The 25,593-nt window shown below is 61.7% G+C and carries 25 protein-coding genes and 1 riboswitch; of the genes, 22 read left to right on the plus strand and 3 right to left on the minus strand.

The genetic code is table 11. The annotated features are described in order from the left end of the window. Positions 1-64: 64 nt before the first annotated feature. From aroA to RPE78_RS16995, 14 genes are all read left to right on the plus strand, one after another. A complete protein-coding gene (aroA, locus tag RPE78_RS16930; RefSeq protein ID WP_330629260.1) occupies positions 65-1,408 on the plus strand; it encodes a 3-phosphoshikimate 1-carboxyvinyltransferase in 1,344 nt (447 codons plus the stop codon). A gap of 1 nt (position 1,409) precedes the next feature. Further along, a complete protein-coding gene (locus RPE78_RS16935) occupies positions 1,410-2,003 on the plus strand; it encodes a d(CMP) kinase (RefSeq protein ID WP_330629262.1) in 594 nt (197 codons plus the stop codon). A gap of 41 nt (positions 2,004-2,044) precedes the next feature. Beyond that, positions 2,045-2,275: a hypothetical protein gene (locus RPE78_RS16940; protein ID WP_330629263.1), complete on the plus strand. Its 231-nt coding sequence runs from the start codon at positions 2,045-2,047 to the stop codon at positions 2,273-2,275. A 41-nt stretch (positions 2,276-2,316) separates the two neighbouring features. After that, positions 2,317-2,532 (plus strand): hypothetical protein, encoded by a 216-nt coding sequence (locus tag RPE78_RS16945; RefSeq protein WP_330629264.1) that lies wholly within the window; start codon positions 2,317-2,319, stop codon positions 2,530-2,532. Positions 2,533-2,824: 292 nt separating this feature from the next. Then, positions 2,825-3,391, plus strand: a complete 567-nt coding sequence (locus RPE78_RS16950) for a glutathione peroxidase (RefSeq protein WP_330629265.1) — start codon at positions 2,825-2,827, stop codon at positions 3,389-3,391. Between the two features lie 173 nt (positions 3,392-3,564). Further along, positions 3,565-5,244 carry a 30S ribosomal protein S1 gene (rpsA, locus tag RPE78_RS16955; RefSeq protein ID WP_330629266.1) on the plus strand — a complete coding sequence of 560 codons (1,680 nt, stop codon included), beginning with the start codon at positions 3,565-3,567 and terminating at the stop codon, positions 5,242-5,244. A 257-nt stretch (positions 5,245-5,501) separates the two neighbouring features. Beyond that, the gene (gene ihfB, locus RPE78_RS16960) at positions 5,502-5,792 is read left to right on the plus strand and encodes an integration host factor subunit beta (protein WP_330629267.1); all 291 of its coding nucleotides are present in this window, start codon (positions 5,502-5,504) and stop codon (positions 5,790-5,792) included. Between the two features lie 2 nt (positions 5,793-5,794). Then, on the plus strand, positions 5,795-6,157 hold the full coding sequence (locus RPE78_RS16965; protein ID WP_330629268.1) for a LapA family protein: 363 nt from the start codon (positions 5,795-5,797) through the stop codon (positions 6,155-6,157). A 6-nt stretch (positions 6,158-6,163) separates the two neighbouring features. Beyond that, positions 6,164-6,805 carry a phosphoribosylanthranilate isomerase gene (locus RPE78_RS16970; protein WP_330629269.1) on the plus strand — a complete coding sequence of 214 codons (642 nt, stop codon included), beginning with the start codon at positions 6,164-6,166 and terminating at the stop codon, positions 6,803-6,805. Positions 6,806-6,879: 74 nt separating this feature from the next. Beyond that, positions 6,880-7,000: riboswitch (TPP riboswitch) on the plus strand. 110 nt (positions 7,001-7,110) lie between these two features. After that, positions 7,111-8,895 carry a phosphomethylpyrimidine synthase ThiC gene (gene thiC, locus RPE78_RS16975; protein ID WP_330629271.1) on the plus strand — a complete coding sequence of 595 codons (1,785 nt, stop codon included), beginning with the start codon at positions 7,111-7,113 and terminating at the stop codon, positions 8,893-8,895. 228 nt (positions 8,896-9,123) lie between these two features. Beyond that, positions 9,124-10,326 carry a PLP-dependent aminotransferase family protein gene (locus RPE78_RS16980; protein WP_330629273.1) on the plus strand — a complete coding sequence of 401 codons (1,203 nt, stop codon included), beginning with the start codon at positions 9,124-9,126 and terminating at the stop codon, positions 10,324-10,326. Between the two features lie 257 nt (positions 10,327-10,583). Further along, the gene (efeU, locus tag RPE78_RS16985) at positions 10,584-12,173 is read left to right on the plus strand and encodes an iron uptake transporter permease EfeU (RefSeq protein WP_330629274.1); all 1,590 of its coding nucleotides are present in this window, start codon (positions 10,584-10,586) and stop codon (positions 12,171-12,173) included. Beyond that, positions 12,173-13,369 (plus strand): iron uptake system protein EfeO, encoded by a 1,197-nt coding sequence (gene efeO / locus RPE78_RS16990; protein ID WP_330629275.1) that lies wholly within the window; start codon positions 12,173-12,175, stop codon positions 13,367-13,369. Before efeU ends, efeO begins: the two co-directional genes overlap by 1 nt. Positions 13,370-13,462: 93 nt before the next feature. Beyond that, positions 13,463-14,698 (plus strand): Dyp-type peroxidase, encoded by a 1,236-nt coding sequence (locus RPE78_RS16995; RefSeq protein WP_330629276.1) that lies wholly within the window; start codon positions 13,463-13,465, stop codon positions 14,696-14,698. A gap of 188 nt (positions 14,699-14,886) precedes the next feature. Here the strand turns inward: RPE78_RS16995 and RPE78_RS17000 are convergent, their stop codons facing one another. From RPE78_RS17000 to RPE78_RS17010, 3 genes are all read right to left on the minus strand, one after another. Continuing rightward, entirely contained in the window at positions 14,887-15,294 is a 408-nt protein-coding gene (locus tag RPE78_RS17000; protein ID WP_330629277.1) for an EF-hand domain-containing protein, read from the minus strand. A gap of 107 nt (positions 15,295-15,401) precedes the next feature. After that, positions 15,402-16,595, minus strand: a complete 1,194-nt coding sequence (locus RPE78_RS17005) for an MFS transporter (protein ID WP_330629278.1) — start codon at positions 16,593-16,595, stop codon at positions 15,402-15,404. A 69-nt stretch (positions 16,596-16,664) separates the two neighbouring features. Then, positions 16,665-17,537, minus strand: coding sequence for a hypothetical protein (locus RPE78_RS17010; protein ID WP_330629279.1), 873 nt, complete (start codon positions 17,535-17,537; stop codon positions 16,665-16,667). 242 nt (positions 17,538-17,779) lie between these two features. Here RPE78_RS17010 and miaB point away from each other — a divergent pair, with 242 nt between their 5' ends. The 8 genes from miaB to RPE78_RS17050 all read left to right on the plus strand — a co-directional run bounded on the left by miaB (position 17,780) and on the right by RPE78_RS17050 (position 25,588). Then, positions 17,780-19,138: a tRNA (N6-isopentenyl adenosine(37)-C2)-methylthiotransferase MiaB gene (miaB, locus tag RPE78_RS17015; RefSeq protein WP_330629280.1), complete on the plus strand. Its 1,359-nt coding sequence runs from the start codon at positions 17,780-17,782 to the stop codon at positions 19,136-19,138. A 276-nt stretch (positions 19,139-19,414) separates the two neighbouring features. After that, a complete protein-coding gene (locus RPE78_RS17020; RefSeq protein WP_330629632.1) occupies positions 19,415-19,918 on the plus strand; it encodes an OmpA family protein in 504 nt (167 codons plus the stop codon). A gap of 12 nt (positions 19,919-19,930) precedes the next feature. Then, positions 19,931-20,239: a hypothetical protein gene (locus RPE78_RS17025; RefSeq protein WP_330629281.1), complete on the plus strand. Its 309-nt coding sequence runs from the start codon at positions 19,931-19,933 to the stop codon at positions 20,237-20,239. Between the two features lie 186 nt (positions 20,240-20,425). Then, positions 20,426-21,436: a PhoH family protein gene (locus RPE78_RS17030; RefSeq protein ID WP_330629282.1), complete on the plus strand. Its 1,011-nt coding sequence runs from the start codon at positions 20,426-20,428 to the stop codon at positions 21,434-21,436. 306 nt (positions 21,437-21,742) lie between these two features. Continuing rightward, entirely contained in the window at positions 21,743-22,819 is a 1,077-nt protein-coding gene (locus RPE78_RS17035) for an ABC transporter substrate-binding protein (RefSeq protein WP_330629283.1), read from the plus strand. A 68-nt stretch (positions 22,820-22,887) separates the two neighbouring features. Then, positions 22,888-23,757: an ABC transporter permease subunit gene (locus RPE78_RS17040; RefSeq protein ID WP_330629284.1), complete on the plus strand. Its 870-nt coding sequence runs from the start codon at positions 22,888-22,890 to the stop codon at positions 23,755-23,757. After that, positions 23,754-24,536 carry an ABC transporter permease gene (locus tag RPE78_RS17045; protein ID WP_330629285.1) on the plus strand — a complete coding sequence of 261 codons (783 nt, stop codon included), beginning with the start codon at positions 23,754-23,756 and terminating at the stop codon, positions 24,534-24,536. Before RPE78_RS17040 ends, RPE78_RS17045 begins: the two co-directional genes overlap by 4 nt. Continuing rightward, the gene (locus RPE78_RS17050; RefSeq protein WP_330629286.1) at positions 24,533-25,588 is read left to right on the plus strand and encodes an ABC transporter ATP-binding protein; all 1,056 of its coding nucleotides are present in this window, start codon (positions 24,533-24,535) and stop codon (positions 25,586-25,588) included. Before RPE78_RS17045 ends, RPE78_RS17050 begins: the two co-directional genes overlap by 4 nt. Positions 25,589-25,593 lie beyond the last annotated feature (5 nt).

Consider the following 25,593-nt stretch of genomic DNA (forward strand, 5'->3'; position numbering starts at 1 on the left):
CAAACCCGTTGCCTGCCGCCTTGTCATGCGCTAGCAGAGAGGCGACAAGACAAGGGAGGTCCATATGTCCGGCCATGGTGATCCGATCCGTATGAGTTCGCAGAAATGCGGGCCGCTTTCTGGTGTGGCCGAGGTGCCCGGTGACAAGTCGATCAGCCATCGCGCGCTGATCCTTGGGGCACTGTCTGTGGGCGAGACCAAAATCACCGGCCTGCTGGAAGGCGAGGATGTGCTGGATACCGCCAAGGCGATGCGGGCTTTCGGGGCGACCGTGACCCAGCACGGGCCGGGCGAATGGTCGGTGCAGGGCGTGGGGGTTGGCGGCTTTGCCGAGCCCGAGCAGGTGATTGATTGTGGCAACTCGGGCACGGGTGTGCGGCTGATCATGGGCTGTATGGCGACCTCGGATATCACCGCGACCTTCACGGGCGATGGCTCTTTGCGCAAACGCCCGATGGGCCGTGTGACCGACCCGATCGCTCTGTTCGGGGCCAAGGCCTATGGCCGTCAGGGCGGGCGTCTGCCGATGACGGTGGTGGGGGCGGCCGATCCCGCGCCTGTGACCTACACCACGCCCATGGCCTCGGCGCAGGTGAAATCGGCGGTGCTTCTGGCGGGGCTGAATGCGCCCGGACAGACGGTGGTCATCGAGAAGGTCGCCACCCGTGACCATACCGAACGCATGCTGCGCGGCTTTGGCGCAGACGTGACCGTGGAAGACACGAACGAGGGCCATAAGATCACCCTGCAGGGCCGCCCCGAGCTGGTGGCGCAAACCGTGGCCGTGCCGCGTGACCCGTCTTCGGCGGCCTTTCCCGTCTGTGCGGCGCTGATCGTGCCGGGATCCGATATCACGGTGCCCGGTGTCAGCCAGAACCCGACCCGCAACGGGCTGTTCATCACGCTCAAGGAGATGGGCGGCGATATCGAGTTCCTGAACGAGCGCGAAGAGGGCGGCGAGCCTGTGGCCGATCTGCGTGTGCGTCACTCGGCGCTACATGGCATCGAGGTGCCGGAAGACCGTGCGGCCTCGATGATCGACGAATATCCGGTGCTCTCGGTCGTGGCAGCCTTTGCGACGGGCAAGACCGTGATGAAGGGCGTGCATGAGCTGCGCGTGAAGGAAAGCGACCGGATCGACGCGATGGCACGCGGGCTTGAGGCCAATGGTATCACGATCGAGGAAGATGAAGACACGCTGATCGTCCACGGCATGGGCCAAGATGGCGTGCCGGGTGGCGGGGTGGCTGCAACCCATCTGGACCACCGCATCGCCATGAGCTTCATGATCCTTGGCTTGGCCGCGCAAAAGCCGGTTTCGGTGGATGATGGCTCGCCGATTGCGACCTCTTTCCCGATCTTCGAGCCGCTTCTCAATGGCCTTGGCGCCAAGATCACGCGGGACTGATATGAGCTTTACCGTCGCCATTGATGGCCCCGCCGCCGCCGGTAAAGGCACGATCTCCAAGGCCGTGTCCGCGCATTTCGGCTTTGCCCATCTGGATACGGGGCTTTTGTACCGTGCCGTGGGCGCGAAAGTGGCCGAGGGGCAGGACCCGTTCCGCGCCGCCGAAGGGCTGGTGCCCGAGGATCTGCAACGTTCGGACCTGCGCACTCTGGGCGCGGGGCAGGCGGCCTCGCGGGTGGCGGCGCTGCCGACGGTGCGGGTGGCTCTGGTCGATTTTCAGCGCCGCTTTGCCGAAAGCCCCGAGGGCGCTGTGCTGGACGGGCGCGACATTGGCACGGTGATCTGCCCGCGCGCGCAGGTGAAGCTGTTTGTGACGGCCTCGCCCGAGGTGCGCGCCCATCGTCGCTGGCTGGAGGTCGGCGGGGATGAGGCGCAGGTTCTGGCCGAGGTCATCGAGCGCGACGAGCGCGACATGAACCGCACGGATGCGCCGCTGCGCCCTGCGCCGGACGCGCATCTGCTGGACACCTCCGATCTAAGCATCGAGGACGCCATCGCCCAAGCCATCGCCCTGATCGAGGCCAAGCGCGGTTAGCGTCGGAGGGCCAAGGTTGCAGGCTTTGGCGGGGCTCGTCGATGAAAAATTGTCTTAAATGGCTCGCCAAGGCTGTAGCCGAAAATTTGTTAAACTGGGCGCAGCTGATTGCGGCGGTGGTGCTCGTGCTGGTCTTCGGGCCTGAAGACCCTGATCCTCTGACCTTCTTCTTGGCCATTCTAGGAGTGACGGTCGCGCTGGCTATCCTGACGGGTCTGCTTTGGGGCTTTTGTCACAAGCTATGGTCAGCAGGTAAACGCCGAGACAGCTAGGCCGGATTGCCAGCATATGGCACTTGGGTCATCCTGCCCATATGCGCCTGATCCTCCTTCTTTGTCTGCTTGCATCGCCCCTTCGTGCCGAGGCGCCCGAGACCCCCGAGGGGTTGATGGCCTATCATAGCGATCTGCCGCGCAGCTTTCCGTTGATCGTGAAGACCCCTTCGGAACGGGATGTCTATATCGAGCTGTCCTCCTCTGCCAGCGGCGCGCTTGTGCTGGGTGCGGACCCTTGTCCAGCAACCGGCTGAACCGCTTGATTTCGCGGTCGCGGGGATCTCGTGCAAGGAGGGGTGGGTGCCGGATCTGGCCACCCCCGACAGCCGCTGTCCTGTCGCCATCTGTCCACGCTATCGCCCTGCACGAACGCGGTTCAAGGCCGGTCGTCGCCCGCTCCCGCATGCGCCCGATAAGCGGGAAACAGCCGAATGCGACGGAGCATCACATTTGAGGCGTTACAAACGCATCTGCGAGTGAAATAATTTTCACATAGAGGTGAACCATGCGTGAGCTTTTGCGTTAGATGACGAAGGAGATCGGATTATGCGCAAAGTTGTTTACGGCGTTATCGGGCTTTTCATGCTGATCGGCTTCGCTCTCAGTGCTACGGGTGCCGCCGTTTCCGCCAGTTCGCGCAGTCCGATGCCGGATGTGACATTTCAGGGGATCGAGGGGCAGAATTTCCGCCTTGCGGATTGGTCGGACAAGGTCGTTCTGGTGGTGAATACCGCCTCCCGTTGCGGCTATGCGGGCCAGTTCGAGGAAATGCAGGAGCTTCTGGACCGCTATGCCGATCAGGGCTTCACGGTGCTGGCGGTGCCCTCGGATGATTTCCGCCAGGAGCTTCCGACCAATGAGGAGGTGCGCCGCTATTGCGTGATGGCCTTCGGGATCGAGGATATGCCGATGGCGCAGATTACCGCGATCACCGGCACCAAGGCGCATCCTTTCTATGCCTGGCTGCGCGACCGGTATCACTTCGAACCGGACTGGAATTTCAATAAAGTGCTGCTGGGACGCGGTGGCGAGGTGCTGCGCACCTATCGCGCCTCCGATGCGCCGATGTCCGAGGCGATGCGCCGTGATATCGAAACCGCGCTGAAAGGCTAGGGCGGACAGGGCTGCGGGCCGTATTCAGGCTTGCCTGAAAAGGAAAATGCGCTTATATGGGCGCGTCCGAACTGGGGGGCGAGTCTGTCGCGCCCCTTTTTGACTATCCAACGACAAGACCGGTGGAGCCAACCATCAGGCCTGAATAAATCTGTAAAGGAAACTCTAAACGCATGTCGCATAACGCATCCATGGACGAATTCGAAGCGCTTCTTAACGAAAGCCTCGAAATCGACACCCCGAACGAAGGTTCGGTTGTTAAAGGTAAGGTCATCGCGATCGAAGCGGGCCAAGCCATCATCGACGTCGGCTACAAAATGGAAGGCCGCGTTGATCTTAAAGAATTCGCAAACCCGGGCGAAGCTCCGCAGATCGAAGTCGGCGACGAAGTCGAAGTCTTCCTCGATCGCGTTGAAAACGCACGTGGTGAAGCTGTTATCTCGCGCGACAAGGCTCGCCGCGAAGCAGCTTGGGACCGTCTCGAAGCAGCTTACGCAAAAGAAGAGCGCGTCGAAGGCGCTATCTTCGGTCGCGTCAAAGGCGGTTTCACCGTGGATCTGGGCGGCGCAGTTGCGTTCCTTCCGGGCTCTCAGGTCGATGTGCGCCCCGTGCGCGATGCCGGCCCGCTGATGGGTCTGAAGCAGCCCTTCCAAATCCTGAAAATGGACCGTCGCCGTGGCAACATCGTTGTGTCGCGTCGTGCGATCCTCGAAGAGTCGCGTGCTGAACAGCGTGCCGAAGTCATCGCGAACCTCACCGAAGGTCAGGTTGTCGAAGGCGTGGTCAAGAACATCACCGAATACGGTGCCTTCGTTGATCTGGGCGGCGTTGACGGCCTGCTGCACGTCACCGACATGGCATGGCGCCGTGTGAACCACCCGTCCGAGATCCTGACGATCGGCGAGACCGTGAAGGTCCAGGTTGTCAAGATCAACAAAGACACCCACCGCATCTCGCTGGGCATGAAGCAGCTGCAAGCGGATCCGTGGGATTCGGTCGAAGCGAAGTTCCCGCTGGGTTCGGTGCACTCGGGCCGCGTGACCAACATCACCGACTACGGTGCATTCGTCGAGCTGGAAGCAGGCGTCGAAGGTCTGGTTCACGTGTCCGAAATGTCCTGGACCAAGAAAAACGTCCACCCCGGCAAAATCGTTTCGACGAGCCAGGAAGTCGACGTCATGGTTCTGGAAATCGACACCCAGAAGCGCCGCGTTTCGCTTGGCCTCAAGCAAACCATGCGTAACCCGTGGGAAGTCTTCGCAGAGACCCATCCGGTCGGCACCCAGATCGAAGGCGAAGTCAAGAACATCACCGAATTCGGTCTGTTCATCGGCCTCGACAACGACATCGACGGCATGGTTCACCTGTCTGACCTGTCGTGGGAACAGCGCGGCGAAGACGCGATCCAGAACTACCGCAAAGGCGATATGGTTTCGGCCGTTGTCACCGAAGTGGACATCGAGAAAGAGCGTATCTCGCTCTCGATCAAAGCTCTGGACGCAGACACCTTCTCCGACGCAGTTGACGGCGTGAAGCGTGGTTCGGTGATCACCGTGAACGTGACCGCGATCGAAGATGGCGGCATCGAAGTCGAATATAACGGCATGAAGTCCTTCATCCGTCGTTCGGACCTCGCACGTGACCGCGCTGACCAGCGCCCCGAGCGTTTCCAAGTTGGCGATCACGTCGATGTGCGCGTGACCAATGTCGACTCGAAAACCCGTCGTCTGGGCGTCTCGATCAAAGCGCGCGAGATCGCAGAAGAGAAAGAAGCCGTGGAACAGTACGGTTCGTCCGATTCGGGCGCATCGCTGGGCGATATCCTCGGCGCAGCTCTGAAGGGCGAGGAGTAATCCTCCTCTCCGGATCTGGTTTCAGATCTTTACCCCGTCCGGTTGTACCGGGCGGGGTTTTTATTTATAAAAGCTTCACATGTGCAGATTTTGCCCAAGGAAAAGGCATTTGGGGAAGGGAAGACAGGTAAATTTTCGCGCGCAAGGCCGCTTGATCGCTAATCAGGTAGTTATTACAGTGCTTTGCTGTTTGTCATGCCGAAAATTCTGCCTATAGTCAGAACAGCACCGCCAATTCTCGCAGGGGGAATTCTTACATGATCCGGTCCGAGCTGATCGCAAAAATTGCCGAAGATAATCCGCATCTCTTCCAACGCGATGTCGAGAAGATCGTGAATACGATTTTCGAGGAGATCATCGAAGCGATGGCCCGTGGAGACCGGGTCGAGCTGCGCGGTTTCGGTGCCTTTTCCGTCAAGAAACGGGATGCACGCACGGGACGGAACCCGCGCACTGGCGATTCCGTTGATGTCAACGAGAAACATGTCCCGTTCTTCAAGACCGGCAAGCTGCTGCGCGACCGTCTGAACGGGGTGGAGGAAGAATAAACATGATCCGCGCCCTGCGTTACGCCATCCTTGCGATCCTTGCGGTCGTTCTTATCGTCATCGCTCTGTCGAACACGCAGATCGTCACGCTGCGTCTGCTGCCGGAAGAAACGGCAGGGGTGCTGGGATTTGGCTGGTCGTTACAGGTGCCGTTGTTTGTGGCGATCATGGCGGGCGTTCTGCTGGGGCTCTTGATCGGCTTCGTGTGGGAATGGGCGCGGGAATACCGCATCCGCTCGCGCGGCGCACAAGAGGCCCGTAAGGCCAAGGCGCTGGAGCGTGAGCTGGGGCATCTCAAGCAGCGCCATGAAGGCCCGCAGGATGATGTTCTGGCGGTTCTGGAGCGCGCGCCCTCGGCCCGCTGATCCTCTATGGCCCCCCGCGTCAAAATCTGCGGTCTTAGCAAGCCCGCCCATGTCGAGGCCGTATCCCGGAGTGGTGCGGCCTATGCTGGTTTTGTCTTCTTCCCGAAGTCGCCGCGCAATGTGACGATTGCTCAGGCGCGCGAGCTGGCGTTGATGGTGCCGCTGGGCGTGGCCAAGGTCGCGCTGGTGGTCAATGCAACGGATGCCGAGCTTGATGCCATCACGGCGCAAGTTCCCCTTGATATGCTCCAGCTTCACGGCAAGGAAACGCCCGAGCGTGTGGCCGAGATACGTGCCCGCTATGGTCTGCCGGTGATGAAGGCCCTGGGCGTGGCCGAGCCTTCGGACCTAGAGGCGATCCCCGCCTATGAGGCCGTGGCCGACCAGATCCTTGTGGATGCCAAAGCCCCGAAAGGGGCCGCTTTGCCCGGCGGTAACGGGCTGTCGTTCGACTGGACGCTGATTGCGGGACGCAAATGGTCCAAGCCGTGGATGCTGGCGGGCGGGCTGACCCCCGAGAATGTCGCCTTGGCGATTGCGCGCACAGGGGCCAATCAGCTGGATGTGTCTTCGGGTGTCGAGTCCGCGCCCGGAGTGAAAGAGGCGTCTCTTATCAAAGACTTCGTTGCGGCGGCGGGCGCTGCCTGAGCGGTTTTGGCCAGCCTTGCACAGCGCCAATCTGTGAATAGCCATTGACGGCGCATCTTATTTCGGCAAATCTCCGGCCCTGTCAGGGGAGTCCCGCCTAAGGGACTGAGAGGCTGATTGGAAGCAATTCCGGTGACGCGACCCTTTGAACCTGACCCAGTTGATGCTGGCGTAGGAAGACCGAAGGGCAATTCCGCATTCCATATCCTATGGGCGGTCCTTTCGGGCCGCTTTGGCCCTTGCGGCCCGCAGTGGCCTATTCCCTCGCAGTTTTTGGTTGGGTCTTTTCGAAAGAGGAGACCGACATGAAAGATATCGTCCCGACGATTACCACCGGCGCGCTGATCGGCTCGCGCAAGGTGCATAAGGAAGGCCAGATCCACGCGCTGCGCGTGCCCATGCGCGAGATCGAGATCTCGAACGAGGAGGCGCTGTGCGTCTATGACAGCTCGGGCCCCTATACCGACCCGCTGGCCGAGATCGACATTACCAAGGGCCTGCCCGAGACCCGTGGCGGCTGGCTGCAGGCGCGCGGCGAGATCGAGGAATATGAGGGCCGCGCCATCACCGATGCCGATAACGGCTTTGCCAAGGGCGACCGCCTCGTGGCGCCGTTCCCCGTGCAGCGTCCGCCGCTGCGCGCGATTGGTGACCGCGCCGTGACGCAGCTCGCCTATGCGCGGGCAGGGGTGATCACCCCCGAGATGGAATTCGTCGCCATCCGCGAGAATGAGGGCCGTATGGCCGCCTATACCCGCGATGGTGACCCGATGGGCGCGAACCTCCCCGATCTGGTGACGCCGGAATTCGTGCGTCAGGAAATCGCGGAAGGCCGCGCGATCATCCCCGCCAATATCAACCACCGCGAGCTTGAGCCGATGATCATCGGGCGCAACTTCAAGGTGAAGATCAACGCCAATATCGGCAATTCGGCAGTGACCTCCTCGATGGAAGAGGAAGTCGAGAAAATGGTCTGGGCGATCCGCTGGGGCGGGGACACGGTGATGGACCTCTCGACGGGGCGCAATATCCACAATATCCGCGACTGGATCATCCGCAACGCGCCAGTGCCGATCGGCACGGTGCCGCTGTATCAGGCGCTGGAAAAGGTCGGCGGCGTGGCCGAGGATCTGACATGGGAGATCTTCCGCGACACGCTGATCGAACAGGCAGAGCAGGGGGTCGATTACTTCACCATCCATGCGGGCGTGCGTCTGCATATGATCCCGATGACCGCCAAACGCGTCACGGGGATTGTGTCGCGCGGTGGGTCGATCATGGCGAAATGGTGCCTGCATCATCACCGCGAAAGCTTCCTTTACGAGCATTTCGACGAGATCTGCGACATCTGCCGCCGCTATGATGTCAGCTTCTCGCTGGGGGACGGCCTGCGTCCGGGCTCGATTGCCGATGCCAATGACGAGGCGCAATTTGCCGAGCTGCGCACCTTGGGCGAGCTGACCAAGATCGCATGGGCCAAGGATTGTCAGGTGATGATCGAAGGGCCGGGCCATGTGGCCATGCACAAGATCAAGGCCAATATGGACGAGCAGCTCAAGCACTGCCACGAGGCGCCCTTCTACACGCTTGGACCGCTGACCACCGATATCGCGCCGGGCTATGACCATATCACCTCGGCCATTGGTGCTGCGATGATCGGTTGGTTCGGCACGGCGATGCTGTGCTATGTGACGCCCAAGGAACACCTTGGCCTGCCCGACCGCGACGATGTGAAGACGGGGGTGATCACCTATAAGCTGGCCGCCCATGCCGCCGATCTTGCCAAGGGCCATCCGGGGGCGCAGCGCCGCGATGACGCGATCAGCCGTGCGCGGTTTGAATTCCGCTGGGAAGATCAGTTCAACATCGGGCTCGACCCCGATACCGCGCGCGAGATGCATGACGAGACCATGCCCGCGCAGGCGCATAAGGTGGCGCATTTCTGTTCGATGTGCGGGCCGAAATTCTGCTCCATGAAGATCAGCCATGACATCCGCGCCGAGGCCCAGCGGCAGGAGGGCATGGGCAAGATGGCCGAGAAATTCCGCGAGGGCGGGGCGCTTTACATCCCCGAACCGACCGAAGGCTAACGCCTAAAACTGTGGGCGCAGAAATTTTTGTGCGCCCACAGTGCCGCATTCGAAATATTGCTCTCGTTTTTATGACTGAGGCGCAGGTTTTCTGTGCGCCAGATCACGGCTGCCCGCCTTGCGAAGGCTTCCGTTAGGCGCTAACGCTGCGTTCAGGCCCTTTGGGCATTCTATTTCACGCGGCCACGCAAGGGCGTGATCCGCCAGACGAGACGCAGGAGACGAAAAATGGACTGGACGAAAGTGCTCGCACGCCGCGCGGGCCGGATGAAAGCCTCGGAGATCCGTGAGCTGCTGAAACTTCTCGACCAGCCCGATATCATCTCTTTCGCGGGCGGTATTCCCGACCCCGATCTGTTCCCGTCGCAAGCCTATTCCGACGCTTTTGCCGCCACGATGGCCGATAATAACGGCCATGCGGCGTTGCAATATTCGGTCTCCGAAGGCTATCGCCCGCTGCGCGAATGGCTTGTGGGCGAGATGGAAAAGATCGGCGTGCCCTGTGCCGTTGACAATATCATGATCACCTCCGGTTCGCAGCAGGCGCTGGATTATCTGGGCAAGCTGTTCCTGACCGAAAACGATACCGCCGCCGTGATGCGCCCGACCTATCTGGGCGCTTTGGGAGCGTTCAACGCCTATGAGCCGCGTTATATCCCGCTGGATCCGATGTCGAATATCGACCCCGAGACCCTGAAGACGGAGGCCAAGGCCGCCGGCGGCGCGGTAAAATTTGCCTATCTCTCGGCAGATTTTGCCAACCCGACGGGCGAGACCCTGCCCCGTGACGGGCGCGAGCGTCTGCTGGATCAGGCCGAGGCGCTGGATTGCGCGATCATCGAGGATGGCGCCTATCAGAACCTGCGTTTCGATGGCGAGGCGATCCCGCCGATCCTTGCGCTGGACATCGAACGCAAGGGCGGTATCGAGAACACCCGCACCATCTATTGCGGGTCTTTCTCGAAGACGCTGGCGCCCGGTCTGCGCGTGGGTTGGGTTGTGGCGGCAAAGCCGGTGATCGACCGTCTGGTGCTGATGAAACAGGCCGCCGACCTGCATTCGCCGACCCTCAACCAGATCGTGACGAACCATGTGGCGCGCGCGATCTTCCACGAGCATGTGGCCAAGATCAAGGCGGTCTATGCCAGCCGTCGCGACCGGATGCTGGCCGCGCTCGAGCGCGAAATGCCGGCATCGGTCAGCTTCACCCGTCCCGAAGGGGGCATGTTCATCTGGCTGACCTTCGACCCCAAACTCGACGGGGCCGATCTGCTGGCGAAAGCGGTACGCGATGAAAAAGTCGCCTTCGTCCCGGGCGGGGCGTTCTTTGCCGATGGCTCGGGCCAGAACACCCTGCGGCTCAGCTATTCCTGCGCGACCGACGCCCAGATCGACGAAGGGATCGCACGGATCGGCCGCATCCTGCGCTAAGCCATTGCCAGACAAACGAAACCCCCTGCCATCCATCGATGGCGGGGGATTTTTTATTTGGGGTGCAGGCGGCTTTACCGGCGGAAATTTCCTGGGGTCATCTTCACGCGAGCGTGTTTTGACAGGCCTTTGCCAAGGGCGCAGAAGCCATTGGTAAGTAAATTGGTCAGGAATTCAGGGCCAATCCGGTATCTCGCAGGAGGGATGTGTCTGACGGCCCAGACCCGTCCTTCCGGCCAAGTCGAAAGGTCTGGTCGATGTTGGCAACCTTGGTAATCGCGCTGCGTGAAGGGCTTGAGGCCTCGCTGATCGTGGGGATCATCGCGGCTTTCCTGCGTCGCAACGGGGTGGGCTTGGGGGCGATGTGGACCGGCGTTATTGCCGCACTCGTGCTGTCACTGGCGGTAGGGCTCGGGCTGAACCATCTGGAACAGAGCCTGCCGCAGGCCCGACAGGAGGCGCTGGAAACCGTCATCGGGGCGGTGGCGATTGTCTTCGTGACCGGCATGATCTTGTGGATGGACAAGCATGGCCGCGATATGCGCAGCAGTCTGGAAAGCGAGGCTGCGGCAGCCCTTGGCGGGCGGCGGGCCTTCGCCCTTGCGCTGATGGCCTTTCTGGCCGTGCTGAAAGAGGGGTTCGAAACTGCCGTCTTCTTTCTGGCAACCTTTTCTGCAGCACAATCCACATTCTGGGCCGCCTGCGGGGCGGTGATCGGGCTGGGTCTGGCGGTGGCCATCGGCTGGGGCATCTATGCCGGCGGAGTACGCCTGAACCTGTCGCGGTTTTTCCGTGTGACGGGGGCATTCCTGCTATTGGTGGCGGCGGGGCTGTGCGTGACCGCGCTGCGCACCGCGCATGAGGCGGGTTGGATCAATGCGGGCCAGCAGCTTGTCGTCAACCTGTCTTGGCTGGTGCAGCCGGGCACGGTGCGGGCGGCGTTGATGACCGGCGTTCTGGGTATCCCTGCCGATCCGCGTCTGATCGAGGTGCTGGGCTGGCTGGCCTATCTGGGTCCGGTGGCGCTGATGGTCTACTGGCCCAAATCGCGTCCGCTTGCACCCCGGACCGCGGCGCGTCTCAAACTTGGTGCGGGGGCGGTTCTGGCGCTGGTCGGGGTCGGGCTTCTGCTGACGCCGCAACCGCGGGCCCGTCTGCGCCAGACCGCACCGCTTACAACGATACAGGGCGATATGTCCGGTGAGTTGCGCCTTGCCCATGCCGATCTTCTGGCCCGTTTCGGTACGGCCGAGCTGCGCCTTGCCCCGATCCGCAGTCAAGATGCCAGCCATAACGGGCAGGCGCTGAATATGGGCGATTACGCCGCGACCCTAGCGATCCCGACAGCCCCTGATAGCGTCAGCTTTGCCGATCTGGTGGCACTGAATGGCGGGCGCAGGCCGATCGGGTTGAACCCCACGCGCTATCCCGGACCCTATGCGGCACAATGGCAGGCCGATATCCAGGCACAGGCCACAAGCGGGCAGGGGGCTGTCGTGGCCGCGCAGGCCCGTAGCAGCGTCAGCGTCACCCTGTCGGGCGGCGGGCTCCAGACCCCGCGCAGCCTGCGTGTGCGCGAGGTGCCGGACGCCGTGCAAAAGGCCATCGGCCCCGCCCGCTGGGCCATCCCCGAAACCTACACGACCCAAGCCAAAGCCGCCTATCGCGATTTCGCGGCGGCCTTGCAGGAATGGCAGTTCTGGTGCCGCCAATTTCCGCTTGTTCTTCTGGCGGCGGCGCTTGCCTGCGCGTTGCGCGGTGCACGTCAGCGCCGCCGCCTTTCTCCCGAATCTTTCCACTCTACAGCCGGCGCACGCGCCGAACCCGCAGCAAAAGGAATGCCGTAATGCCGTTTTCCCGCCCGTCCTCTCTTGTCCTTCCGCTTGTCGCAACGCTGGCCGCCAGCACGGCTTACGCACAGACGGCACAGAAAAACGATGCTGGTGCCGCACAGGTTGCCATCACCCTGACCGGCGATAATGGCGGCACCTGCGCCCTGAGCGCCAAGGAAGCCGTTGCGGGTCCGGTCACGTTCACCGTCACCAACCAGACAGCCACAGCCCTGACCGAAGTCGAGCTTCTGTCCGGCAATCGCATCATCGGTGAAAAAGAGAACCTCGCCCCCGGTCTGCCGCCCGTGTCCTTTACCGTGACCCTTGGCGGCGGCGATTACGAGATCTACTGCCCCGGCGCGGCAGAGCAGAAGGTGGCCTTCAGCGTCAAGGGCCAGTTGGCACAGCGCCCGCAAGGCAGCGCCTCCGAACTGCTGGCAAAGGGCACCAAAGACTACAATGCCTATGTCAACGAGACCGTTGATGCGATGCTGGTTGCGGTGACCAAACTCAAAACCGATATCGATGCCGGAAATCTTGAGGCCGCCAAGATCGATTATGCGCGGGCCCGCCCGTTTTACGAGCGGATCGAATCCGATGTGGACGGGTTCGTGATGGACGGGTTCGATGCCACGGACAACCACGGCAATCTCGATTACCTCATCGATATGCGGGCCTCGAATGAAGACCCCGCTGTGGGCTGGTCGGGCTATCACGCGATCGAGCGCGATCTGTTCGAACGTGGCGCCATTACCGATGACACCAAAACGCTTGCGGCGGATCTGGTGAAGAATGTCACGCTGCTGGACAAGCTTGCCCCCAGCCTCGATTTCTGGCCCGAGGATCTGGCCAACGGGGCTGCAGACTTGCTGGAAGAGGTCCAGAGCAGCAAGATCAGCGGCGAGGAAGAAGCCTATAGCCATATCGATCTGGCCGATTTCGCGGGCAATGTGGAAGGGGCGGAACAGGCCTTTGCCTATCTGCAACCGGGTATGGAGCAGATCGACCCCGATCTGACCGCGCGTGTCAGCGATGAATTTGCCAAGGTCCGCGCCCTGCTGGACCAGTATCGCGACAATTCGGTGCCCGGTGGGTATGTGCTGTATACGCAAGAGCTGAAAGCGTCGGATAAGGTCAAGCTCAGCAAAGCCATCCAGTCGTTGCAGGAACCGCTGTCGCGTGTGGCCGAGAAGGTCGCGACCGCAGGCTAAGACGCATCTGGGGGCGGGTGGCCTTGTGCCGGCCCGCCCCGTGAGACATCTGTCAGACCGCCTTCTCCCAGCCTGACTTGCAAAGGAGACATCATGGACATCCCCGATTCCCGCCGCCGTGGCCTTCTGTTCGGCGCGGCGCTTTCACCTTTTGCCGCCCCCGCGCTGGTGTCCGCCGCGCAAGCGGGCGATGCCCCCCAAGACCCGCCCACAGACCAGATAGACCTGACCCATGCCTATCCGTTTTACGGGCCGGGGCCGCAGGCGGGCATCGCGACACCGCCGCAGCGCCATATCGTCTATATGACCTTCGACCTGACATCGACCGACCCGCGCGATTTGCAGATATTGCTGGCCCGCTGGTCGGCCTCGATCGCCCAGATGATGAAGGGCGAGCCGATCAGCAAGGTCGATCCGGGGCGGCCCAATGCCGGTGCGCTGGATACGGGCGAGGCGCTGGATCTGGCGCCGGCCTCGCTGAGTGTGACCGTGGGCTTGGGGCCGGGGGTGTTCGATGACAGGCTGGGATTGCAGGCCTTCCGTCCCAAAGCCTTGCGCCCGCTCAAACATCTGCCCGGAGACGCGCTTTTGCCCGAGATTTCGGGGGGCGATCTTTCGCTACAGGCCTGTGCGGATGATCCGCAGGTGGCCTATCATGCGGTGCGGGTGCTGGCACGGCTGGCCAAATCCACCGGAACGGCGGCCACTCGCTGGGCGATCATGGGGTTCGGTCGGGCTTCGGCAGGGGTCGGGCAGAGCACACCGCGCAATCTTCTGGGGTTTCGGGATGGCACCCGCAATATCGTCACCGAGCAGGACCGCGCGAAATTCGTGTGGTCCGACAATCCCGGCTGGGGGGCGGGGGGCAGCTATCAGGTTGTGCGTAAAATCCGGATGTTCATCGAAAGCTGGGATACCGACCGCGTGGATGACCAGAACGAGGTCTTTGGCCGTTTCAAGGTGTCGGGAGCGCCGCTGACGGGCACGCATGAATTCGATACGCCCGATTTCAAGGCACAGGGGCCGCATGGGCCCGTGATTCCGGCCAATGCACATATGCGTCTTGCGGCGCATGAGCATCATAACGGGCTGAAGATCCTGCGGCGCGGGTATAACTATACCGACGGGATCAACAGTCTGGGCATGCTGGATGCGGGGTTGTTGTTCCTGTCCTACCAGAATGATCCGCATGCGTTCGAGACGCTACAGACCCGTCTGGGGGCGTCGGATGCGCTGAACGAATATATCTCGCATATCGCATCGGGCGTGTTCTTCGTGCCGCCCGCCCCGCCCGAGGGCAGCTATATCGGTGCGCATATGTTTGCGTGAGCGAAGCACCTTCCCCAGCGGCATAAACCCCGCGGCGGCCTGTCGCGGGGTCTTTTTGAGAGACGCGCGGGGGATGTGGGGGCGCAGGGCCGCTGCCCGCACCGTGCCCAGGGCTGCGGCCCGCACCGTGCCAGAGCAGAATGCGGGCCCGCCTTCCGTTGCGCGCCGTCTGTCACGGCGCGGCGGGATCAGCGTTGCGGCTTGGGGGGTGTCATCTTCGCAAGAAAGGCTTTGAATTCCTTTTTCGAGATGATGCCATCGTGGTTGCGGTCCAGCTCTGCGCCGCTGGGCGGTCGGGGATGGTCGGCCTTGCCTTTGGGGGCCGCGCCCTTGGGAGCCGCATGGCCGGATTTGGAAGGCGGCGGGCCATCGGGACGGGGGGCATGTTCGGCCATGAACATGTCGAATTCCTTTACCGTGACCCGTCCGTCATGGTTGCGGTCCATCTCTTTCAGGCTCGGCGGGCGGGGCGGTTCGTTTGCCTCTCTGGCCGGCGGCTTGGTCTGGGCTAGGGCCTGTGTGCTGACGACCGGCCCGCAGGCCAGAAGCGCGGCCAGAGCCACGGTGCCAAAGGGGAGAACACCCGACTGTTTCATGCGCTAATCCTATATGCTTCGACATCCGGCCTTTGTCAGACAAAGGCCGTCTTTTCCGAACGGAACGGGCAGGGGCTTCCGTCGGGCCGGACCGGCCCATGTGGCTGTTAGCGATGGCGGATCAGTAAACTCAGCGCGAGCAGGCAGAGGGCGGTTGCCAGAATGGCAAAACCCGTTGCCAGCGGTGCCAGCGGCAAGGCCAGTGTCAGCAGGCCGAAAATTACCACGGGCACCGAGATCGCCAGATAGCTCACCACGAAATACAGCGAGATCACTCCGGCGCGGTCGGTGTCCGGTGCCGCCGCTCCGATGGCCGCCAGACCGGAGCGGAAGGCGAGGCCATGCCCGAGACCGGCGACCAGCGTGGCCAGAAGGAGCAGCGGCAGGCTCTGCATCTGGAAGGCGAAGGCCATGATCGTCGTGCCCGCGCCCAGCACCAGACAGCCCAGTGGCCCGCGCCAGCCTGCGCCGATATGGCCGACCAAGGCCTGCCCGAGGGTCGAGGCAAGGAAAATGAACCCCGCGACGAAGCCGATCAGAAGCGGGCTGTGATAGCCCATGATCTGCCCCAGAAATCCGGGAATGACGGCCGAGTAGAAGCCGAACACCATGAACCCCGCCACGGCGGCAATCGCGGCGGGCAGGAAGGCGCGGCGCACTTCGGGGGGGAGTGCGAGCGATTGTGGCGACCAGTCCGGACGGGCCGCTTTCGTGACGCGTTCGGGCACATGGCGGAAACAGAGCGCAGCCAGACAGATCAGCGCCAGATGCAGCAGATAGGGTGTCAGCAAGGGCAAAGGCATCAGCAGGGCGGCGGCTCCGGCCAGCAACGGGCCCGCGCCGAGCCCGCCCATATTGGCGGCGGTCGCGACCAGCACGCCCAGCTTCACATGGCGGGGCGGCGCAAGGTCCATGACGGTTGCGGTGGCCGTCGAGGCAAAGATCCCCGCCGACAGCCCCGAGATCATCCGCGCCAGCAGAACCAGCCAGAGCGGCCCTGCCAGACAGAAGACCAGATCGCTTGCCACCGAAAGACCGACACCGGCATAAAGCATCGGTTTGCGCCCGATCTGGTCGGACCAGCGCCCCGTCAGCACCAATGCGGCAATCACCCCGCCCGCATAGACCGCAAAGATCACGGTGATCATCGCCTGCGACAGATCCATCTGCTGCCGGTAAAGCGTGTAAAGCGGCGTCGGCAGGGTGGTGCCCGACATCGCACAGAAGAACAGCAGGGCCGCAATCAGGAACAGGCCGATGCCTGCGCGCGCGTCGCGGGGGGAAGAAACGGCATCGGTCATCAGGCGTCCTCGCATGGGGAGGGTCAGCATGACCTAGCTTATCATTTCGGGCAAGCGGTTCCGATGCGCCTAGAACCACTGGCCCGGTTCGATCAGCCCCAGATCGAGAAGCTGCTGCGAGTTCCACTGGAAGGGCTCGGCATTATACCAGCGGAAATCCTGAATGGCCCAGGACGAACCGGGATTGGTTTTCAGCGCCTTGGCCGCGCGGAAGGACAGGATCGCGCCGGTCAGGTTATGATGCCACGGGCAGGAATAGGTGTTGTATTCCTCGTCGCTGAAGGTGTGATCGGCACGCAGCGTCAGCCCCTGTGCCGCCGAGAACAGGCCGATGCGGTCGATCTTGCGACGGTTCTCGCGCACATGTTCCTCGAAGCGCCAGCGCAACCCGCCAAAGAAATCGAGCTGCCGCTCCTTGGGGTGATTGTGGTTTTCGGGGTCGAGCCGTGCCAGCGCGTAATAGCCCGCGCGGTCCAGCATCGCATCCTCGCGGTTGACGCCATTGGGATTGGCCTCCAGATCGGCGGTATAAAGGTCGATCACATAGGTCAGCATCGCGGGGCGCCGCTCTTCGGTATGGAAGGCCAGCATTTCGCCCACGCGGCGGGTCTCGCTGAACGGATAGAAGAGATATTCGGCGTTATAGCAATAATACAACCAGACCTTGGGCGGGGTCAGGCTGATGGCCAGATTGACCGCCGCCACCGTCGCACCCGGTTCATGGGTGTCGTAATCGACCCTGTGAACCCGCGCCTCGAACCCTTCGGGCAGGGGCAGGGCCTGCGGCATGAAGGCGATCACCTCTCGGAAGCCACAGTTCAGATGATGGGCCAGCGTGCTGTCCAGCTCGACCTCGTCCTCGACAAGAATCAAGGCCACCGGCCCTTTGGCAAACAGGGACTGGCCCTTGCTGGCAAGATCATCAAGAGAAGAAAATAGCATGGAGCGTCCGGTCTTTTGCGCCAGATTTCCCCAAGAGGCAGGTGATTACAAGAGCGTGATCGCCCGAGCCTGCGGCGCGGGGCATTCTTGCACCACCTGTCATTGCCTTTCTGGTCTGTGAAAACATCACTTTTGGCCGCAGCTTGACGGGCGATGCTTGCTCCATAGGGCAATCTCCGGTATCGGGCAGGCTGCCGATCCGCCACATCCGCCCCCAATCTGTCCGCCAGGAGGTTTCTCTGATGCCCGATTCCAAGCTTGATACCGTTGAGACGCCCGCCGTTCCGGTGCTGAAGAAGCTGCATATCAAGACCTACGGCTGCCAGATGAACGTCTATGACAGCGAGCGTATGGCCGAGGCGATGGGCGGCGAGGGCTATGTCCTGACCGACAGCCCCGAAGAGGCCGATATGGTGCTGTTGAACACCTGCCACATCCGCGAGAAGGCCGCCGAGAAGGTCTATCACGAGCTGGGCCGCCTGCGTCCGCTCAAAGAGGCCAATCCGAACCTGAAGATCGGGGTGGCGGGCTGTGTGGCGCAGGCCGAGGGCGAAGAGATCCGCCGCCGCATGCCGCTGGTGGATATGGTGGTGGGCTCGCAAAGCTATCACAAGCTGCCCGCGATGACCCGCGCGGTGGATCGCGGCGAGAAGCCGGTGGATACCGATTTCCCCGTCGAGGATAAATTCGAACATCTTCCCGAGCGCCCCGTGCAGGCGCGCCCCACCGCCTTTCTGACGGTGCAGGAAGGCTGCGACAAGTTCTGCGCCTTCTGCGTGGTGCCCTATACCCGCGGGGCCGAGGTCTCGCGCCCTGTGGCCCGCATCTTGGGCGAGGCGCGCAAGCTGGTCGAGAAGGGCGTGCGCGAGATCACCCTCTTGGGTCAGAACGTCAACGCCTATCACGGCGAGGGCGAGGAGGGCACCTGGTCTCTGGCGCGTCTGGTGCGCGAATTGGCCAAGATCGAGGGGCTGGACCGGATCCGCTATACCACCTCGCATCCCAACGACATGGAAGACGATCTGATCGCCGCGCATGGGGATGAACCCAAGCTGATGCCCTATCTGCATCTGCCGGTGCAATCGGGCTCCGACCGTATTCTGAAGGCGATGAACCGCAAGCATACGGCGGCGGAATATATCCGCCTGATCGAACGTATCCGTGCCGCCCGCCCCGATCTGGTGCTTTCGGGCGATTTCATCGTGGGCTTCCCCGGCGAGACCGATCAGGATTTCGAGGATACGATGGAGCTGGTGCGCAAGGTGGGCTATGGCGCGGCCTATTCGTTCAAATATTCCGCCCGTCCGGGCACGCCTGCGGCAGATCGCACCGATGCCGTGCCTGCCGAGGTGGCCGATGAGCGTCTGCAACGTCTGCAGGCGCTGATCACCCAGCAGCAGCGCGCCACCCAAGAGGCGATGGTCGGGCGCGAATGTTTCGTGCTGTTCGAAAAGCCGGGCCGTCAGGAGGGCCAATGGGTCGGCAAGTCGGATTATCTGCAAGCGGTTCACGTTAAAGGTGAAAATATCCGCCCCGGTACATTGGCACGGGTCCGCATTACGGCGTCGGGCCCCAATTCGCTTGCCGGAGAGCTGATCTGATAAACCGGTTTTGGCGGATCACGTAAAAACCATGCGAATCCGCCAAAATAGAAACAATCCGTGGTTTTTTGGGGACTTGTTTCCATAATCACTACTACATCTTGCGTCTTTACCCTTCCATTGCGTCACTTTTTTGCTAATCTGCCGTGAGTTGGACATTTTGCCGCCCGCTGCATGGAAAATGCCGCTCGGGATGGCATTTAGGGGGACGAGACGGTGATCAGCACTCTCTTGCAAAAAATGAAGCCGGTGGCCGGCTTTGCCCTGGCGGCTGGCATGGTTTTCGCCATTGGCTTTGCCCCGGCACAGGCGCAGCAGACGCGCGCCGAAAAATATATTCCCGGCATCTGGATCGACCCCGATGGCTGCGAGCACTGGGTCATGGATGACGGTGCCGAAGGGTATATGGACAACCGCATCACCCGCGACGGGCGTCCGGTCTGCCACCGCAATGTCTGCGGTATCATTCCGACCGATACGCTGTTTGCCACCGACCGTTCTGCGATCTCGGTTGCGGGGCGTGAATATCTGCGCAACTTCTTCCGCACCGCGCAGGCGCGCAGCTTCATCATTACGGGGCATACCGACAGCCGCGCCTCTGACGAGTATAACATGAAGCTTTCAAAGCGCCGCGCCGAAGCCGTGGCGGGTGTCGCCCGCGAGGTCGGGGCGCCGGTGCTGGCCGTGAACTGGTATGGCGAGCGCCAGCCGCGCGCGACCAATGCCACCCGCGAAGGCATGGCGCAGAACCGCCGCGTTGAAATCATCTGTGTGAAATAAGGGGCCGGTATCATGACTGCCATAAAGACACTCGTGTTGCTGGGGCTGGTTGGGGCAATGGGCGCCTGTACCGCCGTCGGTCCGGACAAAAGCCGTGACCGCGGTTGGGGGTCGAAAGATCTCAGCCAGTTGAAAGCCGGTATCTGGATCGATCCGGAAGGCTGTGACCACTGGATCATCGATGATGGTGTCGAGGGCTATCTCTCGGCGCGGCTTGATGATTACGGCAAGCCGATCTGCTCGGGGGCTGGTCCTGCCGCCACGGCTGTCGGTCCGTTCAAATCGGGCTCGGATATTCCCGACCCGACGCCGGGCTACTGATTCTGTATGACTTTGCCGGAACTTTCGGGGTCCGGCGCGCAATTCTTGAACCGCACGCCTGTCGTGCGGTTCTTTTTTGTCTCAGATTGATGAAATCTCGCGGCATGGATCGTTGCAGACAAAAAGCAAGACTTGCGCAACACACATCTTGGGGGCACCATATTTACTAGGAATCCAGCCAGGAGGATGTATTTGGGCTTCAGTGCGATAACCCCCCCGCCCAGCTCTCAGGATGCCCGCGAGACACTTCTCGAGTTTCCTGATAATAAACTTCTGATCGATCTTTGCGGCGAGTTTGACCGCAATCTCGCACGGATCGAACAGGCCTTATCGGTGCATATCCTCCGACGTGGCAACCAGCTTGCCGTCGTGGGTGCACCAGAGGCCCAAGCCCAGGCGGCTGCGGTTGTGCAGCACTTATACCAGCGGCTGGAAGCCCAGAAACCCATTGAAACCGGCGATATCGATGCCGCGCTGCGCGCCACCGAGCTGGGGGGGACCACGAGCTTCGAAGACCAGCTCGAGATGTTCGCCAAAGGGCAATATGAAATCCGCACCCGCAAGAAACAGGTCGAACCCCGTACCGAGGCGCAGAAAGCCTATGTGCGCAACCTGTTCGAGAACGAGATGGCCTTTGGCATTGGCCCCGCAGGGACCGGCAAGACCTATCTGGCGGTGGCTGTGGGTGTGACCATGCTGATCTCGGGCGAGGTCGACAAGATCCTGCTGTCGCGTCCGGCCGTGGAGGCGGGCGAGCGTCTGGGCTTTCTACCCGGCGATATGAAGGACAAGGTCGACCCTTATATGCAGCCGCTTTATGACGCGCTGAACGACTTCCTGCCGCAAAAGCAACTCGCGAAGCTGATGGAAGACAAGCGCATCGAGATCGCGCCTCTGGCCTTCATGCGCGGTCGCACGCTATCGAATGCCTTTGTGGTGCTGGACGAGGCGCAGAACGCCACCACCATGCAGATGAAGATGTTCCTGACCCGTCTGGGGCAGGGGTCGCGCATGGTGATCACCGGCGACCGTTCTCAGGTCGACCTGCCGCGGGGGATGCCCTCGGGGCTTGCCGATGCCGAGCGTATTCTGGACGGGGTCGAAGGGATTTCCTTCAATTACTTCACCTCGAAGGATGTGGTGCGCCATCACTTGGTCGCGAAGATCATCAACGCCTATGAAAAAGCCGAAGGCTGACGGCGGCTCTATCACAACCACGAGAGCGGGCCAATGGCCCGCTTTTTTATGTCCGTAGCCCGCCAGCTTGGCATTGAACAGCGATCAAATCTTGGGCAGTCTTCCCCTGCCTGCGAAAGAATGCCTAACTTCTCGTAGAAAAGGGACAATCTTCTCTTTCTCGTTATTTGTTATCCGTGGCAGCGTGCAGGGATAAGAACTGTCATCTAGACGTCAAAAACGGCGCTTAAACGCGGCGGGGGCAAACCCACGCCACGACCGACTTCGGGGAGAACGACTTTGAAACGAGTGATGCAAAAGTCCGCAATGTTTGCGGCAACCCTGCTGGCCAGCACCGCGCTGGTCCATGCGCAGGACCTGACCGAGCTGGAAGCTGCCGCCAAGAAAGAAGGTATGCTGACCACCATCGCCCTGCCGCATAGCTGGTGTGGCTATGGTGACGTGATTGCGGGCTTCAAGGCGAAATATCCCGAAATTGAAGTGAACGAGCTGAACCCCGATGCGGGCTCTGCGGACGAGCTGGAAGCTGTGCGCGCCAATAAGGGCAATACCGGCCCGCAGGCCCCCGATGTGCTGGATGTGGGGCTGTCTTTTGGTCCGCAGGCCAAGGACGAGGGGCTGTTGCAGCCCTATAAGGTCTCGACCTGGGACGAGATCCCCGACACGATCAAGGATGCCGACGGCTACTGGTATGGCGATTACTACGGCGTCATGTCCTTCATGATCAACAAGGACCTCATCGACACCAACCCCGAGGACTGGTCCGATCTGCTGAACTCCGATTATGCGGGCTCGGTGGCGTTGGCGGGTGACCCGCGTGCCTCGAACCAGGCGATCCTGTCGGTTCTGGCGGCCGGTATGGCCGAGGGCGGTGCTGCCGGTAAGGACGCGGGCGAGAAGGGGCTCGAGTTCTTCAAGAAGATGAACGAGGCGGGCAATTTCGTCCCCGTTATCGGCAAGGCGGGCACGCTGGCACAGGGGGCAACCCCGATCACCATCATGTGGGACTATAACGCCCTCGCTGCGCGCGACACGCTCAACGGCAACCCGCCGGTTGATGTTGTGGTGCCGAAATCGGGCGTTCTGGCGGGCGTTTATGTGCAGGGGATTTCGGCCCATGCACCGCACCCGAATGCCGCCAAGCTCTGGATGGAATATCTTTATTCGGACGAGGGGCAGAACCTCTGGCTGAAGGGCTATTGCCACCCCGCGCGCTTCAACGCGATGTCGAAGGCGGGCAAGGTGCCGCAAGAGCTTCTGGATGCGCTGCCCCCCGCAGAAGCCTATGAAAAGGCCTATTTCCCGACCCTTGACGAACAGGCGGGCAATAAGGACGCCGTGGTGGGCGGCTGGGATAGCGTCGTTGGCTCCAACGTCCAGTAAGCATTGATCTGTGATGCCCCTGTACCTGTAGCGCGGGGGCATCCACCTGTTTCGAAATCGGAAAACCTGTGGCCGACCACTCTCCTGCCAAACGCCGGATCCGCCTGACATGGCTGGGGCTTTTGCCCTTTATCGCCTTTATCGTGCTGTTTCTGGCCCTGCCGACGATGAAGATCGTCATCGGTGCCTTCCAGCGGCCCGATGGCAGCTTCACCCTGTCAAACCTTGCGGGGCTGTTTACGCCCACAATCCTCAACTCCTACTGGATCTCGATCAAGATCTCGCTGGCCTCCTCGGGCATCGGCTGTCTGGTGGGCTTCCTGATGGCGGCGGGGATGGTGCTGGGTGGCTTGCCCAAGGCGATCCGCGCGCCGCTTCTGACCTTCTCGGGCGTGGCCTCGAACTTTGCCGGTGTGCCGCTGGCTTTCGCCTTTCTGGCTACTCTCGGGCCGCTGGGCCTTGTGACCATGTTCCTGCGCCATGAATTCGGCATCAATCTGCGCGCGATGGGGTTCAACATCCTCAGCTTCTGGGGCCTGACGATTACCTATCTCTTCTTTCAGATCCCGCTGATGATCCTGATCATTACCCCCGCCCTTGATGGCCTGAAACGCGAATGGCGCGAGGCGGCTTCCTGCCTTGGCGCGACAGGGGCGCAATACTGGCGCATCGTGGCGCTGCCGATCCTCTTCCCGACGATCCTTGGCACTTTCGCGCTGCTCTTTGCCAATGCCTTTGGGGCTGTGGCCACCGCCATCGCGCTCACCGGCTCCTCGCTCAATATCGTGCCGATCATGCTCTTCGCGCAGATCCGTGGCGATGTGCTGGGCGACCCGCATTTGGGCTATGCGATGGCCTTCGGGATGATCCTCGTCACGGGGCTGGCCAATGTGATCTATATCGTGCTGCGCATGCGTTCCGAGAGGTGGCTCAAATGACCAAGGCAGCCTCATGGGCCATTATGATCCTCGGCCTTCTCTACTTTATCCTGCCGCTCTGGGGGATGGTCGAGTTCTCGCTCTCGATGCGGCGCGGCGTCTATAGTTTCGACGCCTATGCCGCCGTGCTCTCGGACCCGCAATTCCGCCAGACCTTCAGCTATTCGGTGCTGATGGCGCTTCTGACCATCCTCTTCGGCATCCTGCTGGTGGTGCCCACGGCGTTCTGGGTGCAGCTCAAACTGCCGCGCCTGCGCCCGCTGATCGAGTTCATCACATTGATGCCGCTGGTTATTCCGGCAATCGTCACCGTGTTCGGCTATATCCGGCTTTATAATACATCAAGCTGGCTGCCGCTGACCGGCACCACTTTGGGCACCAATTTCCTTCTGGTCATGGGCTATGCCACGCTGTCGCTGCCCTATATGTACCGCGCCGTCGATACGGGGCTGCGCAGCATCGATGTGGCCACGCTGACCGAGGCCGCGCAATCGCTTGGCGCGGGCTGGGTGCGCATCATCGGGCAGATCATCCTGCCCAATGTGCTGGTGGCGGTGCTCTCGGGCTCGTTTGTGACCTTCGCCATTGTCATGGGCGAGTTCACGATGGCGGCTCTTCTGAACCGTCCGGCCTTCGGGCCCTATCTGCAGCTTATGGGCGCCAATAAAGCCTATGAGCCCTTTGCATTGGCGACCATCGCCTTTGTCATCACTTGGGCCTGCATGGGGCTGATCCAGCTGGTCACACGTTTCACAAACCATACCAAGGCGGGTCGATGAGTTTCCTGACGATTTCCCATCTGGAGAAAAGCTTCGGCGCGACCCGCGTCGTCAAAGACTTCAATCTCGATATCGAGAAGGGCGAGTTCATCTCGCTTCTCGGGCCTTCGGGCTGTGGCAAGACGACCGTCTTGCGCATGGTTGCGGGGTTTGAAACGCCCTCGGCGGGTTCGATCACCATCGACGGGCGCGAGGTGTCGTCTCTCAAGCCCAACCAGCGCAATATCGGCATGGTGTTTCAGGCCTATGCGCTGTTTCCCAACCTGACGGTGGCGCAGAATGTGGGCTTTGGCCTGAAGGTGCAGGGCGTGCCCGCCCGCGAGATCGCGCCGCGCGTGGCCGAGATGCTTTCGCTTATCGGCCTGCCCGAAATGGGCGAGCGCTATCCCTACCAGCTTTCTGGCGGCCAACAGCAGCGGGTGGCTTTGGCGCGGGCCCTGGCGCCCAAGCCGCAGGTCCTGTTGCTGGATGAACCGCTTTCGGCGCTTGATGCCAAGGTGCGGGTGTCCCTGCGCAACGAGATCCGCGCCATCCAGAAAGAGCTGGGCATCACCACCATTTTCGTGACCCATGATCAGGAAGAGGCGCTGTCGATGTCGGACCGGATCGTGGTCATGCATCAGGGCATCGCCGACCAGATCGGCACGCCCTTCGAGATCTACAACACCCCCGCCACCCGCTTTGTGGCGGGCTTTGTGGGCACGCTGACCACCGTGCAGGCGCAGGTGATCGACGGGCCGTCGGGTCATGTGAAAATCGGCGGGAACGAGATCTGGCTCTACCGCGAGGTAACGGGCTCCGAGGTGACGCTGGGGCTGCGCCCCGAGATGCTGCGTGTGGGACCGGCCGATTTCAATGCGGGCGAGGCCGCGCTGGCAGGCACCATTCTGGATGTGGATTTTCTGGGATCGGTCATTCGGTTGCGCGTCGATCTGGGCGGCGAGGTGCTGGCGGTGGATCTGTTCAATACCACCCGCGCGGCCCCGCCTCAGGTGGGCGAGCGGGTCAGCCTTGCGCTCCACCCGTCGGATGCCTTGGTGATCGGGGCCTGACGCCC

The organism is Thioclava litoralis, from assembly GCF_045278885.1.
GTDB classification, from domain to species: domain Bacteria; phylum Pseudomonadota; class Alphaproteobacteria; order Rhodobacterales; family Rhodobacteraceae; genus Thioclava; species Thioclava litoralis.

Coding starts and splice junctions, on each gene's coding strand:
- aroA (WP_330629260.1), top strand. CDS start 65: ATGTCCGGCCATGGTGATCCGATCCGTATGAGTTCGCAGAAATGCGGG.
- RPE78_RS16935 (WP_330629262.1), top strand. CDS start 1,410: ATGAGCTTTACCGTCGCCATTGATGGCCCCGCCGCCGCCGGTAAAGGC.
- RPE78_RS16940 (WP_330629263.1), top strand. CDS start 2,045: ATGAAAAATTGTCTTAAATGGCTCGCCAAGGCTGTAGCCGAAAATTTG.
- RPE78_RS16945 (WP_330629264.1), top strand. CDS start 2,317: ATGCGCCTGATCCTCCTTCTTTGTCTGCTTGCATCGCCCCTTCGTGCC.
- RPE78_RS16950 (WP_330629265.1), top strand. CDS start 2,825: ATGCGCAAAGTTGTTTACGGCGTTATCGGGCTTTTCATGCTGATCGGC.
- rpsA (WP_330629266.1), top strand. CDS start 3,565: ATGTCGCATAACGCATCCATGGACGAATTCGAAGCGCTTCTTAACGAA.
- ihfB (WP_330629267.1), top strand. CDS start 5,502: ATGATCCGGTCCGAGCTGATCGCAAAAATTGCCGAAGATAATCCGCAT.
- RPE78_RS16965 (WP_330629268.1), top strand. CDS start 5,795: ATGATCCGCGCCCTGCGTTACGCCATCCTTGCGATCCTTGCGGTCGTT.
- RPE78_RS16970 (WP_330629269.1), top strand. CDS start 6,164: ATGGCCCCCCGCGTCAAAATCTGCGGTCTTAGCAAGCCCGCCCATGTC.
- thiC (WP_330629271.1), top strand. CDS start 7,111: ATGAAAGATATCGTCCCGACGATTACCACCGGCGCGCTGATCGGCTCG.
- RPE78_RS16980 (WP_330629273.1), top strand. CDS start 9,124: ATGGACTGGACGAAAGTGCTCGCACGCCGCGCGGGCCGGATGAAAGCC.
- efeU (WP_330629274.1), top strand. CDS start 10,584: ATGTTGGCAACCTTGGTAATCGCGCTGCGTGAAGGGCTTGAGGCCTCG.
- efeO (WP_330629275.1), top strand. CDS start 12,173: ATGCCGTTTTCCCGCCCGTCCTCTCTTGTCCTTCCGCTTGTCGCAACG.
- RPE78_RS16995 (WP_330629276.1), top strand. CDS start 13,463: ATGGACATCCCCGATTCCCGCCGCCGTGGCCTTCTGTTCGGCGCGGCG.
- RPE78_RS17000 (WP_330629277.1), bottom strand. CDS start 15,294: ATGAAACAGTCGGGTGTTCTCCCCTTTGGCACCGTGGCTCTGGCCGCG.
- RPE78_RS17005 (WP_330629278.1), bottom strand. CDS start 16,595: ATGACCGATGCCGTTTCTTCCCCCCGCGACGCGCGCGCAGGCATCGGC.
- RPE78_RS17010 (WP_330629279.1), bottom strand. CDS start 17,537: ATGCTATTTTCTTCTCTTGATGATCTTGCCAGCAAGGGCCAGTCCCTG.
- miaB (WP_330629280.1), top strand. CDS start 17,780: ATGCCCGATTCCAAGCTTGATACCGTTGAGACGCCCGCCGTTCCGGTG.
- RPE78_RS17020 (WP_330629632.1), top strand. CDS start 19,415: ATGGTTTTCGCCATTGGCTTTGCCCCGGCACAGGCGCAGCAGACGCGC.
- RPE78_RS17025 (WP_330629281.1), top strand. CDS start 19,931: ATGACTGCCATAAAGACACTCGTGTTGCTGGGGCTGGTTGGGGCAATG.
- RPE78_RS17030 (WP_330629282.1), top strand. CDS start 20,426: ATGTATTTGGGCTTCAGTGCGATAACCCCCCCGCCCAGCTCTCAGGAT.
- RPE78_RS17035 (WP_330629283.1), top strand. CDS start 21,743: ATGTTTGCGGCAACCCTGCTGGCCAGCACCGCGCTGGTCCATGCGCAG.
- RPE78_RS17045 (WP_330629285.1), top strand. CDS start 23,754: ATGACCAAGGCAGCCTCATGGGCCATTATGATCCTCGGCCTTCTCTAC.
- RPE78_RS17050 (WP_330629286.1), top strand. CDS start 24,533: ATGAGTTTCCTGACGATTTCCCATCTGGAGAAAAGCTTCGGCGCGACC.